This window comes from Rhodoligotrophos defluvii (genome assembly GCF_005281615.1).
Taxonomy (GTDB): Bacteria; Pseudomonadota; Alphaproteobacteria; order Rhizobiales; family Im1; genus Rhodoligotrophos; species Rhodoligotrophos defluvii.
The window spans coordinates 343,354-357,203 of the sequence record NZ_SZZM01000004.1; the positions used below are offsets into that span (position 1 = coordinate 343,354).

The 13,850-nt window shown below is 65.9% G+C and carries 13 protein-coding genes; 2 read left to right on the plus strand and 11 right to left on the minus strand.

The window, feature by feature from the left end:
* Window positions 1-69: 69 nt before the first annotated feature.
* Window positions 70-1,023: an arginase family protein gene (locus E4P09_RS18690; RefSeq protein WP_137391137.1), complete on the plus strand. Its 954-nt coding sequence runs from the start codon at window positions 70-72 to the stop codon at window positions 1,021-1,023.
* 34 nt (window positions 1,024-1,057) lie between these two features.
* On the opposite strand, the gene E4P09_RS18695 is transcribed toward E4P09_RS18690, so the two are convergent.
* The 3 genes from E4P09_RS18695 to E4P09_RS18705 form a co-directional block, all read right to left on the minus strand.
* Window positions 1,058-2,314 (minus strand): aminopeptidase, encoded by a 1,257-nt coding sequence (locus E4P09_RS18695; protein WP_137391138.1) that lies wholly within the window; start codon window positions 2,312-2,314, stop codon window positions 1,058-1,060.
* Between the two features lie 96 nt (window positions 2,315-2,410).
* Complete coding sequence (locus E4P09_RS18700) at window positions 2,411-3,586, minus strand: M24 family metallopeptidase (protein ID WP_137391139.1); 1,176 nt, start codon at window positions 3,584-3,586, stop codon at window positions 2,411-2,413.
* A 32-nt stretch (window positions 3,587-3,618) separates the two neighbouring features.
* Complete coding sequence (locus tag E4P09_RS18705) at window positions 3,619-4,833, minus strand: diaminopropionate ammonia-lyase (protein ID WP_137391140.1); 1,215 nt, start codon at window positions 4,831-4,833, stop codon at window positions 3,619-3,621.
* A 120-nt stretch (window positions 4,834-4,953) separates the two neighbouring features.
* On the opposite strand from E4P09_RS18705, the gene E4P09_RS18710 reads away from it, so the two are divergent.
* On the plus strand, window positions 4,954-5,445 hold the full coding sequence (locus E4P09_RS18710; protein ID WP_137391141.1) for an Lrp/AsnC family transcriptional regulator: 492 nt from the start codon (window positions 4,954-4,956) through the stop codon (window positions 5,443-5,445).
* Between the two features lie 204 nt (window positions 5,446-5,649).
* On the opposite strand, the gene E4P09_RS18715 is transcribed toward E4P09_RS18710, so the two are convergent.
* The 8 genes from E4P09_RS18715 to E4P09_RS18750 all read right to left on the minus strand — a co-directional run bounded on the left by E4P09_RS18715 (window position 5,650) and on the right by E4P09_RS18750 (window position 13,849).
* Window positions 5,650-5,958, minus strand: a complete 309-nt coding sequence (locus E4P09_RS18715) for a hypothetical protein (protein WP_137391142.1) — start codon at window positions 5,956-5,958, stop codon at window positions 5,650-5,652.
* Window positions 5,959-6,027: 69 nt separating this feature from the next.
* Window positions 6,028-6,975, minus strand: coding sequence for an arginase family protein (locus E4P09_RS18720; protein ID WP_205042180.1), 948 nt, complete (start codon window positions 6,973-6,975; stop codon window positions 6,028-6,030).
* A 24-nt stretch (window positions 6,976-6,999) separates the two neighbouring features.
* The gene (locus E4P09_RS18725; protein ID WP_137391143.1) at window positions 7,000-7,965 is read right to left on the minus strand and encodes a ketopantoate reductase family protein; all 966 of its coding nucleotides are present in this window, start codon (window positions 7,963-7,965) and stop codon (window positions 7,000-7,002) included.
* A gap of 21 nt (window positions 7,966-7,986) precedes the next feature.
* Window positions 7,987-8,973 (minus strand): ABC transporter substrate-binding protein, encoded by a 987-nt coding sequence (locus E4P09_RS18730; protein WP_170984501.1) that lies wholly within the window; start codon window positions 8,971-8,973, stop codon window positions 7,987-7,989.
* 220 nt (window positions 8,974-9,193) lie between these two features.
* Window positions 9,194-10,129, minus strand: a complete 936-nt coding sequence (locus tag E4P09_RS18735) for a LysR substrate-binding domain-containing protein (protein ID WP_170984502.1) — start codon at window positions 10,127-10,129, stop codon at window positions 9,194-9,196.
* 73 nt (window positions 10,130-10,202) lie between these two features.
* On the minus strand, window positions 10,203-11,435 hold the full coding sequence (locus E4P09_RS18740; protein WP_137391146.1) for an MFS transporter: 1,233 nt from the start codon (window positions 11,433-11,435) through the stop codon (window positions 10,203-10,205).
* Window positions 11,436-11,449: 14 nt separating this feature from the next.
* Window positions 11,450-13,039: a gamma-glutamyltransferase family protein gene (locus E4P09_RS18745; RefSeq protein WP_137391147.1), complete on the minus strand. Its 1,590-nt coding sequence runs from the start codon at window positions 13,037-13,039 to the stop codon at window positions 11,450-11,452.
* A gap of 3 nt (window positions 13,040-13,042) precedes the next feature.
* Window positions 13,043-13,849: an ABC transporter ATP-binding protein gene (locus E4P09_RS18750; RefSeq protein ID WP_137391148.1), complete on the minus strand. Its 807-nt coding sequence runs from the start codon at window positions 13,847-13,849 to the stop codon at window positions 13,043-13,045.
* Between the last annotated feature and the right edge of the window lies 1 nt (window position 13,850).

Sequence of the window (13,850 nt, forward strand, 5' to 3'; positions counted from 1 at the left end):
TCCCTGAACCCGCGAAACCGCTCTAACTCTTCGCTTGGTTCCCCAAAATTCCAGCCAAAGGCCGCCCCTATGCCCAACAATCCCAGCCTTGATGCTCTTTTCGGATCGAAGGATGCGAACACGTTCCTCGGCATCGAGGCCTGCGCCGATCTGAACGCCCTGAGCGCGCCCATCGCGATCATCGGCGCGCCCTGCGCGAGCCCATATGCGGCGGTCGGAGCCTATTGCCGAAATGGGCCCGACGCGCTTCGGGCTGCGGCAGCGCCCCTTGCGGCAAACCGGTCGCATTACGACTTCGACAGCGGCGGGCCGTTGTTTCCAAGCGGTGCGGTTGCGGCGGTCGATTGCGGAAACCTGCCGTTCGATGAGAAGGATGCCGCGGGGAATCGCGAGATCATCCGCAATGCGATCTCCACCATCCGTCGACGCGGCGCGGTGCCGATCGTGCTGGGTGGGGACGACTCCATCCCCATTCCCGTTTTGGAGGCGCTGGGCGACGGCAAGACCTACACCATCCTCCAGATCGATGCCCATATCGACTGGCGCGACGAACATATGGGCGAGCGGCACGGGCTGTCGTCGACCATGCGGCGGGCGTCGGAGATGCCGCACATCGAAAGGATCATACAGGTCGGCGCGCGGGGCATCGGCTCGGCGCGGGCCCAGGACGTACAAGACGCGCTGGACTGGGGCGTGCACTTCGTCACCGCCTATCAGCTTCACCAGCAAGGTCCTGAAGCAGCGCTTGCGCAGATCCCGGCGGGTGCCGACATCGTCATCTCGATTGATGCCGACGCCATGGATCCCGCCATCGTGCCCAGCGTCATCGGCCGTTCCCCGGGCGGGCTCAGCTATTACCAGATGGTCGAGCTCATCAAAGGGGCCGGCGAGCGCGGCCGCATCGCAGCGGTGAACTTCGTCGAGTTCATGCCGGAGCGCGACATAGATGGCCTCGGTGCGCTCAATTGCGCGCGGGTGATCATGACCATCATGGGCGTTCTCGCCCGGCAGATCTCGCGATAGCGCGAAGCCTGGATCGCCCGGGCGCCCGCAAACGTCACGCCCACTCGCCCTGCCGGAACACGGGCACGCGGCTGCCGTCGGCACGAATACCGTCGATATCGATGGCGTTCGAGCCGATCATCCAGTCGATATGGATGAGGCTCTTGTTGCCGCCCTGCGCGGTAATCTCCCCCGGCTGCAGCTTGTCGCCGCCGACGAAACACTTGGAATAGCACTGGCCGAGCGCCACGTGGCACGAGGCGTTCTCGTCGAACAGCGTGTTGAAGAAGAGGATGCCGCTCTTCGAGATCGGCGAGGAATGCGGCACCAGGGCCACCTCGCCGAGACGGCGTGCGCCTTCGTCCGTGTCCAGCACCTTGTTCAGCACCTCCTCGCCGCGTGCCGCCCTGGCCTCGACAATGCGGCCCGCTTCGAACCGCACCGCGATCTGGTCGATCAGCGTGCCCTGGTAGGAGAGGGGCTTTGTACTCGCCACATACCCGTCCACCCTCAACGCGTGTGGGGTCGTGAACACCTCCTCGGTCGGAATATTCGGATTGCAGACGATGCCGTTGTTCGCGGTGGAGGCGCCGCCCTGCCACTGATGCCCGTCGGCCAGGCCGACGGTCAGGTCTGTACCCGGCCCGGTGAAGTGAAGCGCCTGGAAGCGCTCCCCGTTGAGCCATTCCGTGCGGCGGTGCAGCGCCGCGTTGTGGGCGGCCCATGCCGAGATCGGGTCTTCCCCATCCACCCGCGACGCCGAGAAGATCGCGTCCGCCAGCTTGGCCACCGCCACGCTCTCCTCATCGTCCGGAAAAACTTGCCTTGCCCAGGACGCACCGGGATAAGCCACGATGTTCCAGTTGATGTCGAACCCGGCAATTTTTTCGAGGGCCGGCTGGTAGGCGACCGAGTTGGCCTTGTTGGCGCGCGAGACCTTCGCCGGGTCCTCGCCGGAGAGAAGCATCGGGTTGTCGCCGACAACGGCCAGCCGAGCTGTGTTTGCCGAAAACGCCTTGGCCATGCCCTCATAGAGCCAAGCCGGCGCGCGGTCGAAGCTTACGTCCCCGGCTAAGCGGAACCGGCTGAGGGTAATCTCCTCGTCCGACAGAATCGGGGTGACGAGCCCCGCGCCCGCCTCATAGGCGTGCCTGGCGATGCGGCGCACCAAAGGCAGTGCCACAACCGGTGCCGTAAGCAGCAGGTCCTGGCCCGGCTGCAACCTCAGTCCGACCTTGATGGCCACCTCGGCGAGCCGGTCGAGCTTCACCGGATCGATGATAGCTGCGGTGTTCTGGGGATAGCTGGTCATTGCGTGCAAACCCGCGAATGCTGTTTCCTCGACCTGGTGTTTGCGCGGCCGAGGACAAAGCGGCAAGTCACAAATTGCGCGGCGCCTGTTCAGGCCTCAGCGGATGACCGGCATTTCGCGCGGCGCCCGCTTGGTCAGCAGCCGCGCGCCATCCTTGGTTATGGCAACGTTCTCCTCGTGCACGATCATCTTGCCGGGCGCATATTCCATTCCCGGCTCGATGGTCAGCACCATGTTCTCCACGATCACGGTGCCGTCGCCGGGGCGGTGCGAGGGTGGCTCGGTGAGCTGAAGCCCGAGCCCATGGCCGAGGCGGCCCACATTGTTGCCGATGGGGCCAGCCTCCTCGATGATCTTGCCCATGGCGCGCCAGACATCGTCCGTGGTTGCGCCCGGAACGGCCGCGCCGATACCCGCCTCGGTCGCCAGCCACATGGCCTCGTGAGCGCGTGCCGCCTCGCTCGAAATCCTGCCGATCGCGTAGTTGCGGTCGAAATCGCAGAAATAGCCGTCGAAGGTCGAGCCGGTATCGATGAACAGGATGTCGCCTTCTTCCGGTATGCGGTCATGGGGGCCGCAGACGATCTGCGGAACGCCACCGGGCCCCGATATGGCCGGCATGAACGGGGTCGAATCCGCCCCCCGGCGCGCGATGTCGATGCGCAGCTTCCTCGTGGCCTCCCGCTCGCTCTCGCCGATGGAGAGCTGGCTGGGCAGCGCCTCGTAGGCCTCGCTGGCGATGGTGCAGATGAAATGGATGTGCTCGATCTCGGCCGCGGTCTTGACCATGCGGATTTCCCAGAGCGCCGGGGAGCCGTCAGCGATCTCCAGGCGCATGCTGTCGCGCAGGCGGAGGAAGTCGACAACCGGCATTCTGAGCGACATTTCGCGACCCAGCTCGGCGCCGACCCGGCCGAACCGTCTGGGCAGCCCTTCGAGTGCCGATCGCAAGAGCGAAAGGCCGTCATCCTCAGGCACCGGGGCTGGCCAGGTGCGAATGTCGTCCACCCAGGTCAATGCCATCTCCGGCGCGCCGATTTCCGGAATGACCGCAATAGGCTTGCCCTCGCGCGGAACCACCACGAACCACGGCCGGGTCGGGCTTTCCCAGAATTGTGAGTCGAAACCGGTGAAATAGCGGATGTTGGGAGGGGCCGTCACAAAGAGCGCATCGAGCTCATGCCGGTGCATGATCTGTTGGGCACGGGCGAGGCGCTGCTCGAACTCCGCAGGTGTGAATCCGCGCTTCGGCATCCGGCTGGCTGCAATCATGACTGCTCCTCTGCCCGTTCGATGATTCCTTGTCACGAGGCCGCGAAGCGGCGGCGCGCGGCGATCTCCTCCGGCGGCCGGCCAACGATGCGAGCATAAGACGCTGGATCGCTTGCCGTCTCGGTATTGATCAGCAGCACACGGCTGTCGGGGCCGAGCACGAGGGCAGCGCGCAACGCGGGATCGGCGGCCGCAGCGAGAAACCCAGCGAGGCCGGCCGCTCCGCTCTCGCCGGCAACGATGGGCTCGCCATCGCTGCGAAAGGCCAACCGCCGCACCGCATCCTTCGCATGGTCCTCGCTCACTGTCATGAAGCCGTGGGCAACCTTCTCGAGGATGCGCCAGGCAATCAGCGAAGGGGTATAACATTCGAGCATGGCCATCACCGTTGGCTCGGTGGCCGGAATGCTCGTGAGCCGTCCAAGCCCCGCGCTGCGATAGAGGCAGGCGGCGCGCTCCGGCTCCACGATGACGGCTTTGCAGCGGCCGGGTCCGAGCCGATCCGCGAGATAGCCGGCGACGCCGCTGGCAAAACCTCCGACGCCCGCCTGCAGGAAAACATGCGTCGGCGGGCCAAAGCCCATGTCGGCGCTCTGCTCGAGCACTTCTTCGGCCAGCACCGTATAGCCTTGGCAGACCAGCCCCGGGATCTCCTCATAGCCCGGCCAGGACGTGTCGGAGACCAGGAGCCACCCGCGCTCGCGGCTGACGCGTTCAGCCTCGTTGACCGAGTCATCATACGTCCCGTCGACGCGGACGATCTCGTCGGCGCCGATGGAGTCGGCGCGCGCTTGCGTCACGCCGGCATGAACGAAGATCACCGATCTGCAGCCCACGAGGCGTGCCCCGGCGGCCACCGACTTCCCGTGATTGCCGTCGGTCGCGCAGCACACGGTCACCGTGCGCGCGAAGGCGCGCGCCGCAGGGGAGAGCAGCTCGGCAATACCGACCTCCCGCCCGAGCTGCTGCTGCAGCATCTGCCTGACCAGGGTCATCACCGCATAGGCGCCACCCAGAGCCTTGAAGCTTCCGAGTCCAAGCCGCCGCCCTTCGTCCTTGATGAGGACGCTGTCCACACCGGCCTCTGCCGCGATGTCTGGCAGCGGAACGAGCGGCGTGGGGGTCACCTCACCCCATAACGCCAGAAAGGGGCGCACTCTCTGGGGCGCCGCCTCGCCGACCCACGCTCTCTCCGCATCGGACAGAGTCTGCTTGAACCGCGGCAGTGCGTTCGAAACGAAAGCCATGCATTCCCTCGCTGTTGGGCGAGAGACTATTTCGGTTATGGCTTTATTTGTATGCTCTTTCTGCCCCTTGGCCGCACTAAACTTGCAACACTGGACAGCCGAAGGAGAAAACCGTTCGCCATGCCGCGGCAGCCTGACGTCCCGCCCGATGAATTCGATCTGAAAATCCTGCGATTGATGCAGCTGGACAATCTCACGCCGCAGCGGGAAATCGCCGAGCGTGTCGGCCTCTCGGCCCCGGCCGTCGCGAGGCGCCTGCAGCGGCTGCGCAAGACCGGCATCATCAAGAGCGACGTTTCGGTCATAGACCAGGCTGCGGTCGGCCGGCCGCTCACCATCATCGTCCAAATTGCCGCCGAGAGCGAACGGCTCGACCTGATCGACGAGATGAAGGCCAGGTTCGCGCGCTGCCCCCAGGTCCAGCAGTGCTATTATGTCACCGGCGAGACCGACTTCATCCTGATCATGAATGTCAGGGACATGGCGGAATACACCGAGCTCACGCGCGTCCTGTTCTTCGAGGGCGGCAACGTGAAGAGCTTTCGCACATGCGTGGCCATGCAAAGCGTGAAGGCCAACGGACCGGTGCCGCTGCCGCCGGTCGGGAGCTGAACGGCTATATTGCGACGCCCGGCTGCGTCGCTAAAGCATTTTCGAGCGAAGTGGATACCGGTTCGCGTGAAGAAAATGCGACCAGGCAAAAAACTAGAGCATTTTCGAGCGAAGTGGATACCGGTTCGCGTGAAGAAAATGCGACCAGGCAAAAAACTAGAATGCTTCCGCGATTCGAAGAAGAGCGGAAGCGTTCTAGACGCCTTATTGGCGGTGGATGTCGACGGCGCCGCAGGATCGGAATGTCTGCTCGACCGGCCCCACAAGCTTCTCCTGATCGAGCTCGGTCGCGATCCGGATCAAGCCTCTGAGCGCCGTGGCGCGATCCTTGTCCGGGTCGGGGCCGCCCCGCTCGGCTTCGATGATGTTGAAATCCTCCCCGGCGGTGTTCTCTCGGTCGGCCGCGGTCACGGCGACATCGCGCCGGTTGATCCCGTGCTCTTGCACCAGGTGCTCGACCGCCAGCTCCGCGTCCTCGCGCGTCCGAAATGTTCCGATGATCGTTCTGCCCATGGCCAACTCCGTCGCTACGGAGAGGTAATGACCGTGCGCGGCTCAGGTTCCGGAGCTTGGCGGTTATCGTCAGCGGGCGTGCGCCTGGCCCTGGGCGGCATGAAACAGGAACTCGCGCATGCACGACGCCGCCAGGAAGGCGGTCATGCCGGTCGGGTCGTGCGGCGGGCTCACCGTATTGACGTCATAGGCGACGATCTTGAGGCCCTTCAGCGCACGGATGAGTGACAGGCCCTCGTAAGCCGTGAGGCCGCCCCAGGTCGGCGTGCACACGCCGGGCGCGCAGCTCGGGTCGAAAATGTCCATGTCGAAGCAGAGATAGACCGGCCGTCCGGCGAGGGTATCGTGGATTTCGGCCAGCACGTCCTCCATGCCACGCTTGCGCATGAGGTGGTCGGGAATGACCCGGTAGCCCAGCGCGCTGGCATGGGACCAGGCATTCTGCAGATAGGTCGGCCCGCGCGTGCCCACGTGGAAGGAATGGGCTGTCTGCACCAAGCCTTCCTCGGCGGCGCGGGCGAACGTGGTGGCCGTGCTGTAGCGAATGCGGTCGATGCCGTCCTCCGGATAGGTGTCCGTGTGCGCATCGATATGCAGCACCACCAGATCCGGATAGCGCCGGTGCAGAGCCCGCAGCTGCGGCAGGGTCACGGCGCCGTCGCCGCCCATGGTCACGGGGATGACGCCGTGGCCGACGATCTCCCCCACCATCTGCTCGATCGCCTCGAACGACTCCCGCACTGACGACGGAAACACCTGCACATTGCCGTAATCCACCGCGCCGAGCGTGGCGATCGGGTCGAAGTCCTGATCCGGCAGCTCGTAGGCGCGCACCAGCGCCGACTGCTCGCGAATGGCAGAAGGCCCGAAGCGCGAGCCGATCCGGGCCGGATGCGTGCCGCTGTCATAGGGGATGCCGAGAATGGCCACCTTGGCACGGCTCAGGTCGCGCGACAGGGGCGCGCCCATGAAGCTCTGCAGGCCGAACCGCGTCGCACTGTCCTGGCTTACGCTCATGGCATTTTCCTCCCCTTCGGCCGGTCAGGCGAGCCGGAGCACCTTGGCCTTCTGCCTGATCAGACCCAGAATGACATCGATCGACGGCGTCGCCATCCCGACATCGCGGGCGAGCGCCGCCACCGCACCGATAATGGCATCGATCTCCAGCCGCCGGCCAGCCTCTAGATCCTGCAGCATGGAGGTGCGGAACGCGCCCGCCAGCGCCGCCTTGGCCAGCCGCTCTTCGACGGTCATATCGAAGCGCACGCCGGTCTGCTCCGCCACCGCCCGCGCCTCGGACATCATGGCGATGACCAGCGGCCGCGTTTCGGGGCTGAGAATGATCTCGTCCATCGCCGCACCGGTCAGGGCGCTGATCGGGTTGAACGCCAGGTTGCCCCACAGCTTGGTCCAGACCTCCTTGCGGATGTCGGCCGTGACGCGTGCATCAATACCCGCATCGGCCATGGCGGCAGCAAGCCGCTTGAGCGCAGCGTCCTGCCGGCCGTCGGGCCGGCCCAGGATGAAGGTGCTGTCGCTCACGTGATGGGCTTCACCAAGGCCGGTATTGCGCACATTGGCATAGGTCACGCAGCCGATGGTGTTATCCCGCGGCACCGCGACGGCCAGCCGCCCGCCCGGATCGAGCATTTCGCCGACCGACGAACCCTCTCCGGCGAAATACCACCAGGGCAGCCCGTTCTGCACGAACACCACCTGGGTGCCGGCTCGTACCAAAAGCTCGAGTATTTCGGCCGTTTCCGGCACCGAATAGCCCTTCACCGTCACCAGCACATAGTCCTGTAGCCCAAGCGCCTCCGTGCGCTCGGCCACACCGGGCCGCTGATGGATCGGGTGGCCATCGGCGCTGGAGAGCACGATGCCCTTGTCGCGAATGGCGGCTGCCCGTTCGCCGCGCGCCACCACCGCGATCTCGTGCCCGAGCCGCCCAAGCCGGGCGGCCAGGAACACGCCGATCGCGCCCGCGCCGATGATGCAGATCTTCATGCTGACAACGCTTCAGCCGGCCTATTGCTGCGGCAGGTAGTCATTGGTGAAGATCGCCTCTGGCTTCACCTTCGGGTCAAGGGCGCCACCCTTCTGCATCACATCCTGCATGCCCGCCCAATCCTCCGCCACCATCACGCCCATGGGCTTGTCCTTGGTGTTCTTGGTGGTGAGGCCGGGCAAGGAAGCCTGCCACTGCACCAGCAGCACATCGCGGTTGCGGTCCTGCTGCGGCATGCGCTTGATGATCGCGTCGACCGCTTCCTCCGGGTTGGCCTTGGCCATTTCCAGCGCCTTGATGGTCGCCCGCAGGAAGCCGCGCACCGCCTCCGGCTTCTCCTTCAGGAAGACATTGTTGGCCACGATTCCCTGCGCCATGAGGCTCACGCCAAAATCCGAATACAGAAAATGGGTGGTCTTCATGCCGAGCTTTTCGATCTGCGCCGGCTGCACGTTGATATTGCCGGGAATCGCGTCAGCCCGCCGCTGCAGCAGCAGCGTGTTCTTCGCGCCGGTCGCCGGGCTCAGGATGTTCACCTTCTTGATGTCGCCGCCATCGGCCGCCATGAGCGATGGGAAGGCGATGCCGCTCGACTCCGATGGCGCATAGGCGATGATCTTGCCTTCCAGCTCCCTCGGCCGGTTGATCGGCGCATCCGCCGGCGAGATCACGCCCAGCATGTCGCTGACGATGCGCATGACCGCCGTGACCGGCAGTCCCTGCTCGACGCTGAACAGCAAGGTGGAAAAGTCGATGAGCGCCAGCTGGTCCTGGCCTTGCGCCAGCTGCTGCACCACCGTGGCAGAGCCCTGGCCCTCGCTGATGGTGACGTCCAGCCCCTCGTCCTTGTAGAGGCCCTTCTCCAGCGCCAGAAAGAACGGGGCGTGTACGCCGTAAATGGTCCAGTCAAGCCTGAAGCTGATTTTCTCGTCTGCCCGGGCCGCGCCCGAAGCCACCATGGCCAACAGACAGGCCAGGGATGTGAGACGCATCAGTCTGCGTAACATGGTCACCGCTCCCCAATTGCTCACCCTCGAGATTTTCATCACCTTCGGGGCTAGCCCCGTCCCGCAGCTGCCCTGTGCCGCTTCTGTCTGCCTGGCACGCGATGCGATTTCTTGTTCTGCACGCAACTGTTCTATGGCGGCTGCGAAACGATTATTGAATCTGGGTACTGTGACGTCCAATGACTTTGATTACCGAATCCATGAGTTCCAGGTTATGGCTTCACGATGAGATCTCATCATGATCGAGCTGCAGCTGGGCTGCGAAGCCGTTCATGGTGAGCCGGAACTCCTCCAGGAAGCGATGCGCCAGCTGCGACGCCGGCCGGTAGATCGACTGTATACAGAAGATGCGCAGCGGAATCCGTGGACGGAACGTCCGCATGACCAGTCCCTGCTCCGGATCGCCCAGCATGATGGTGGGATCGATCAGCGCCACGCCGATGCCCCTGGCGGCCATGGCCTTGGCCACCGACGAGGTATTGGTCTCGAACCGGTCCCTCGGCACCAGTCCCTCCCGCAGGAAGGCCTCGCGCACGAGCTGGCTCGGCGGCGTATTCTGCTCCCAGAGGATGACGGGATGGCTTTCGAGAAGCTGGGGCGTCAGCACCGCATTCTCCGCCAGCGGATGGTCTTTATGCAGCACGCCCACCACTTCGAGCTCGGCCACCAGCTCCGCGGTGAGTGATTTGTCCGGGCCGGGATGGTTGTACATGAAGCCGAGATCCACCTGGTGCAGCCCCACCTGGTTGATCATGTTGGCCGAGTTCTCCGACATCAGCAGCGTGCGGATATGAGGCCTTTCCCGCGCGAAATCGGCCAGGCAGCTGGCCACCACCGAGCTTGCCAGCGATGGAATGGCCGAGATGGCCACCGTCCCGGCCTGGCTCGAGCGCAGGCCGTCCATCCCGTCATTCAGCGCTTCCAGCTGCACGAACAGGCGCTCGACCTCGATCAGCAGCCGCGAGGCGTCTCCGCTTGGATAGAGCCGGCCGCGCACTCGCCGGAACAGGCGCACGCCCAAGCTGCTCTCCAGGCTCGCGATCATCTTGCTCACCGCCGGCTGCGTCACGTTCAGCTGGCGGGCCGCCTCCGTCACGTTCTGCGTCTGCATCAGAATGCGGAACATGTGCAGCTGGCGAAGGTTGGGAAGGCGCATGGGCTGGGTGCTCCTGCCGGAAACCGTGCCGCGCCAGAGTGTCATGGCCGCAAGTTTAGTCAAACGGCCTTGATCACGCCCCGGCGCGCCGGGCCGGCATCAGCACCAGAGCCGCGCCGAGCAGATAAACCGCGCCGATGCTCAGGAAGATGGCCGCGAACTGCCCATGGTCGTAGAGCAGGCCGAACACCAGCGGGGCGATGATGCCGCCGATGCTGAGCCCGGTGCTGACGATGGCGAAGGCGCGTCCATAGGTGCCCGGCGCGGTCACCGACCGCACGATGAGATCGCGCGAGGGCAGCACCACGCCGTTGAGCAGGCCGGCCGCTGCGGCCAAACCCAGCACCATGATCGGCCCAAGCGGAACCACGCCGCCGGCCAGCAGCAACACCCCGGCACCGATCAGTCCGAGCGCCGCGACCAGGTTATGGCGAGGGGTGCGCCCCGCGATCATGCCGCCGAGGAGAATGCCCACCGCCATAGCCAGGAGGTAGGCGGAGAGGGCGAGATTGACAAAATCCAGGCTCAGATCGTGCAGCGCGTGCCATGTCAGCGCGCCATAGGTTTGCACGCCCGTTCCGGCCAGCGCCAGCAGCACCCAGATCAGGGTATTGCGCAGGATCTCCGGCGAGGCCAGCAGGGCAAGGGACGATTTCTGCTCCCCCTTGTCCCGCCCGCCGGCCGGCTGGCTCGCCACGCCGGGATGGGAAGCAGGCGACTTCAGCCAGCGCTGCTGCACCAGCAGGAGCAGGGCGACCGCATAGCCAAGCGCTGCGGACACCCACATGGCCGCCTGCCAGCCATAGCCATAGGCGATGAAGGCCAGGCTGGCCGGCGCCGCGGCCGAGCCGATGAAGCCTGAAAAGGTGTGTATGGAAAAGGCCGTGCTGACCCGCCGCGGCGAGACCCTTTCCGAAAGAATGGCATAATCCGCCGGGTGGTAGATGGCATTCGCGGCGCCGGCTGCCGCAAAAGCCAGGACGAACACCCCGTAGACCGGCACCAGGGCCGTCAGCGCGAATCCGGTCGCGCCCAAGATAAGGGCGCCGATCAGCAGCTTCACCCGGTCCATCCGGTCGGCCAGCACGCCCGCCGGCGTCTGCAGAACGGTGGTGACCAGGTTGAGCACCGAAACCAGCAGCGCGAGCTCCGTATAGCCGATGCCCAGGTCTCTGTTGATGAAGGGCATCAGCGGCGGCAGCACCAGCAGGTAGAAATGGCTGATGAAATGGGCGGCGCTGACATTCGCGGTGACGCGCCAGTCAGCGGCGCTTCGGCCGGGCAGGCGGCTGGTGGCTTGGTCCATATTGGTCCTTCGGCTTACACCGCCACGGCATAGCACTCCCGGCGCGGATCGGCACCCCCCATGAGCAGCCCGTCAGCCATGCGCCTTATGGCATTGACACCGCCCATCAGCCGCGACCAGCCATCCACCCGCTGCACGGTCCAGCCCGCATTCTCCAGCAGCGGGGTCCACGCCTCGGGGCAGCGGGCCTCCAGCAGCACCACCTTGCCCTGGTCGTGGCGGATGCGCGGCCATTCGACTGCGGACTGAATGTCGAGCCCCTGCTCGAAGTGCCGCCGCATCACCTGCAACAGCGACTGCGGCTGGCCGTGGTCGCCCGGCGTCGCGATCGCCAGCTCCAGCCCGTAGGGGCCGGTGACCAGCGCCGGGCTCAATGTATGGAACGGCCGATAGCCACCCTTCAGGCCGCGCACCGGATCATCGTCCAGCCGCTCCAATATGGCGCGGTTGTGCAGCACCATGCCGTGCTGCACGCAGGCAATGCACGATCCGAACGCCTCGAACAGCGACTGCACCCAGGAGACGGCATTCCCCGCGCTGTCCACCGCCACCAGGGTGGAGGTGTCGCCGCCGCCCGAGATCGCCACCGGCTCCAGCGCGCTCTTGCGCAGCGCGGTCAGGAATCGCGGCTTCAGCACGTCCGGCGGCAGGGTCACGCGCCGCGGGTCGGCGCAATAGGCATCGCGGATGCGGAAGGCGGTGCATTTGCGCGCAAGGTGGGCCGCGGGATCAAGCAGCGGATCCTCGTCCCCGCTCGGCTGGTCGTCCTCCAGCTCCGCAAGGCCGAGCATGGCCAAGAGCGCGATACCTTGCGAATTGGGCGGCGCCACATGCACCCGGCGGCCGCGCCAGTCGATCGCAAGCGGCGCATCGAACAGGGTCTCGTGCTCTGCAAGGTCCGATGCATCGAGAAGCACGCCTTGTGCCCGCGCTTCCGCCAGCCAGGCATTGGCGAGCGGGCCTTCATAGAAGGCGCGCCAGCCGTGCTGGGCGATGCACCGCAGCATTTCCGCCACCGCGGGCTGCTTCAGCCGGGCGCCGAGCTCGGCCGTTCCCGGCCGGCCATAGAGGGTCACCAGGTTGGGAAAGGCGGCCGCCAGCTCCGCGTAATCCGGACCGTTGAAGAAGCCGGCACCTGTCCTGTCCAGCGGCACGCCGTCTTCGGCAAGCGCAATCGCCGGCGCCAGCACCTCGGCCAGCGACCTGGTGCCGAACCGTTCGAGCGATTCCGCCCAGGCGGCCACCACGCCCGGCACCGACACGCCCAAGGGTCCGCGCCGCGGCAGGGCGGAAAGCCCGCGCGCCCGCATGGCCTCGGCCGTGGCCGCCTTGGCGGTCTTGCCCGAGCCGTTGATGGCGGTCACCCCCGCCTTGGCATCGAACCACAGGGCGATCGCGTCGCCGCCGAGCCCGTTCATGAACGGGATGGCCACCGCCAGAGTTGCCGCCGCTGCGACAGCGGCATCCATGGCATTCCCGCCGGCCCGCAACATGGCCGCGCCGGCCTCCGCCGCCCGCGGGTGGCCCGCCACCACCATGCCGCGCTCGCTCATCACGATCGGCCGGTGGGCCTGAAGCGATGCCTTGGGCTCATTTGCATGCATGACCTACTCCACGAAGCTCGCCGCGTTCATCAGGCTGCGCACCCGTTCGGACGCACGGTAGAACACCGGATCGCGCATCACCGAAAAGTCGCGCGGCCGCGGCAGGGGAACCGGCACGATCTCCTGTATCCGCCCCGGTCGTGGCGTCATCACCACCACCCGGTCGGCCAGCAGCACCGCCTCGGTGATGCTGTGGGTGATCAGCAGCACCGTCTTGGGCGATTGCATCCAGATGCGCTGCAGCTCGAGGTTCATCTGCTCGCGGGTGAGCGCATCCAGCGCGCCGAACGGCTCGTCCATCAGCAAGAGCGAGGGCGAGGTCACCAGGGCCCGGCAAAGCGCTACCCGCTGCTGCATGCCACCTGAAAGCTCGTAGGGCTTCTTGTCCTCGAACCCGCTGAGGCCCACCAGGGTGAGCAGCTCGTCCACATGGGCGCGCTGCTCGGCCGATCCGGTCTGGATGTCCAGCGGCAGCTCCACGTTCCGCCGCACGCTGCGCCACGGCAGCAGCACCGGCGTCTGGAACGCGATTCCGGTGCCGGGCCCGGGTCCCTTCACCGGTTCGCCGCCCACCAGGATCTCGCCGGACGTGGCGGGCAGCAGCCCCGCCACCAGCCGCAGCAAGGTGGACTTGCCGCAGCCGGATGCGCCGACCACCGCCACGAACTCGCCGGGCGCGATGTCGAGGCTGATGCCGGACAGGGCCTCGATAGTGCCGGTCCGCGTTTCGAAGCGCTTGCCCACGTCACGCAGGCTGATGGATTGCGACGGATCGAAGCTCGCGTCTCGGCTCGGCTGCGGGCTCAGCATC

Coding starts and splice junctions, on each gene's coding strand:
- E4P09_RS18690 (WP_137391137.1), top strand. CDS start 70: ATGCCCAACAATCCCAGCCTTGATGCTCTTTTCGGATCGAAGGATGCG.
- E4P09_RS18695 (WP_137391138.1), bottom strand. CDS start 2,314: ATGACCAGCTATCCCCAGAACACCGCAGCTATCATCGATCCGGTGAAG.
- E4P09_RS18700 (WP_137391139.1), bottom strand. CDS start 3,586: ATGATTGCAGCCAGCCGGATGCCGAAGCGCGGATTCACACCTGCGGAG.
- E4P09_RS18705 (WP_137391140.1), bottom strand. CDS start 4,833: ATGGCTTTCGTTTCGAACGCACTGCCGCGGTTCAAGCAGACTCTGTCC.
- E4P09_RS18710 (WP_137391141.1), top strand. CDS start 4,954: ATGCCGCGGCAGCCTGACGTCCCGCCCGATGAATTCGATCTGAAAATC.
- E4P09_RS18715 (WP_137391142.1), bottom strand. CDS start 5,958: ATGGGCAGAACGATCATCGGAACATTTCGGACGCGCGAGGACGCGGAG.
- E4P09_RS18720 (WP_205042180.1), bottom strand. CDS start 6,975: ATGAGCGTAAGCCAGGACAGTGCGACGCGGTTCGGCCTGCAGAGCTTC.
- E4P09_RS18725 (WP_137391143.1), bottom strand. CDS start 7,965: ATGAAGATCTGCATCATCGGCGCGGGCGCGATCGGCGTGTTCCTGGCC.
- E4P09_RS18730 (WP_170984501.1), bottom strand. CDS start 8,973: ATGTTACGCAGACTGATGCGTCTCACATCCCTGGCCTGTCTGTTGGCC.
- E4P09_RS18735 (WP_170984502.1), bottom strand. CDS start 10,129: ATGCGCCTTCCCAACCTTCGCCAGCTGCACATGTTCCGCATTCTGATG.
- E4P09_RS18740 (WP_137391146.1), bottom strand. CDS start 11,435: ATGGACCAAGCCACCAGCCGCCTGCCCGGCCGAAGCGCCGCTGACTGG.
- E4P09_RS18745 (WP_137391147.1), bottom strand. CDS start 13,039: ATGCATGCAAATGAGCCCAAGGCATCGCTTCAGGCCCACCGGCCGATC.
- E4P09_RS18750 (WP_137391148.1), bottom strand. CDS start 13,849: ATGCTGAGCCCGCAGCCGAGCCGAGACGCGAGCTTCGATCCGTCGCAA.